This is a genomic window from Microcoleus sp. Aus8_D2 (genome assembly GCF_036702665.1).
Lineage (GTDB): Bacteria > Cyanobacteriota > Cyanobacteriia > Cyanobacteriales > Microcoleaceae > Microcoleus.
This window is the reverse complement of the sequence record NZ_JAUBUN010000046.1, coordinates 1-1597: the sequence shown is the minus strand read 5'-3', so window position 1 is coordinate 1597 and position 1597 is coordinate 1. Positions and strand designations below refer to the sequence as shown.

The following is a 1597-nucleotide window of genomic DNA, read 5'->3' as shown; positions in this document are numbered from 1 at the left end:
CCGGGTGCGTCAGGCAAAAAATTCAGAGTCGGCCATCCTGATATTCTCGCCTGACGCACCCTACAATAACTACAATAACTAACATTGCTGCGGCGATGCAGGGTGTACCGCAATTTATTATTGAGCGGCAGATTGCTCATTTTGCGATCGGCCGATCCAATGTATGCCGAAGGTGTCGCTAAGGCGATCGCACTACGGTTAACACAGGCAGCATTTGTCTGAGCAAAAGCGTTAATCCTGCTGGCATTCCTTGCCCGCGCCAATTTCACAATACATTCACAAATTCACACCAAATAACGATCGCCATGACTGCAAACAATGTTTTTTTCGAGCAACTCACGCCTGATAATGCCGCCATGTTGCTGATCGACCATCAAGTGGGCACTATGCTGTTGGGCATTACCGATATCGATCCAGTAAATTTGAAAAACAACGCTCTCTACTTGGCGGATGTTGCGAAATTATTCAACCTACCAACTCTTTTAACTACCAGCAATTCCAATGGCCCTAACGGCCCTCTGTTTCCCGAACTACTTCAGGCGCTGCCAAATGTTCCGATCGTCGATCGCGTCATCATTAATGCTTGGAACGATCGAGCTTTTGTCAAAGCAGTAGAGCAAACAGCTCGCCCAAAGCTAATTATGGCAGGTGTTACCACCGATGTTTGTTTGGCATTTCCAGCGATTTCTGCGGTTGGCGCAGGGTATGATGTTTATGCGGTAATTGACGCCTCCGGCACGTGGAATACCACCGCGCAAAACGCTGCTGTGGCTCGGATGACTCAAGCTGGTGTCAAGTGCGTCAACACGATCGCGATTGCTGCCGAATTGCAAAAAGATTGGACGTTACCAACGGCACAGGGCATGGGTGCAATCTTTGCCGAACGTTTGCCAAACTTCGGTTTGGTGGTGGCAGGGCTGGAACATACGGCAAAACAAAGCAGCAAAATTCCGTTGAGTTTGTAGTTGGAGCGATCGGGCTGTAAGTAACAGAAACAGATAGGTTAGAGTGACTCATTAGACGAGCAATTGCATAAATCTGCGCTCGATAGATCGATCGCAGATCGAAAGCAGATCGACACAGATAAACGCAGATAATTTCGTGAATAGTCTATGAAATCCGGCAGCCCTGATACGTTTCTAGTGAAAGCAACTCTGCTGCTAGCCAGCACTCTAACTGTGATGGCAGGAGCGACGATCGCCCCTTCTCTCCCGGCAATGCGGCAGCACTTTTCGGCTGTTCCTAATGCCGATTATTTGGTGAGATTGGTGTTGACGGCCCCAGCTTTGTTTATTGCGATCGGTGCGCCCATTGCCGGAATTGCGATCGATCGCTTTGGGCGCAAAGGCTTGCTGGGTTTATCTGTGTTTCTCTACGGCTTTGCAGGCAGCTCTGGCTTCCTTTTGGATCGAATTGGGCTAATTTTGCTGGGACGGATGCTCCTGGGCTTCAGCGTGGCCGGTATTATGACAACTGCAACCACCTTGATTGCTGATTATTACATCGGTGCTGCTCGCGCTCAATTCCTGGGTTTGCAAGCAGCTTTTATGGGGTTTGGCGGCATGATTTTTCTCACCCTCGGCGGCTATCTGGCCGA

The 1597-nt window shown here is 49.5% G+C and carries 3 protein-coding genes; 2 read left to right on the top strand and 1 reads right to left on the bottom strand.

The annotated features are described in order from the left end of the window. Window positions 1–269, bottom strand: a 269-nt coding sequence (locus QUB64_RS26880) for a hypothetical protein (RefSeq protein ID WP_333276613.1), incomplete at its 3' end; no start/stop codon positions are given. A 36-nt stretch (window positions 270–305) separates the two neighbouring features. Between QUB64_RS26880 and QUB64_RS26875 the strand changes: the two genes are divergently transcribed. Together QUB64_RS26875 and QUB64_RS26870 are read left to right on the top strand one after the other, a co-directional pair. Further along, window positions 306–965 (top strand): isochorismatase family protein, encoded by a 660-nt coding sequence (locus QUB64_RS26875; protein WP_333276616.1) that lies wholly within the window; start codon window positions 306–308, stop codon window positions 963–965. 147 nt (window positions 966–1112) lie between these two features. Continuing rightward, the coding region (locus QUB64_RS26870) for an MFS transporter (protein ID WP_333276618.1) at window positions 1113–1597 on the top strand (485 nt) is incomplete at its 3' end.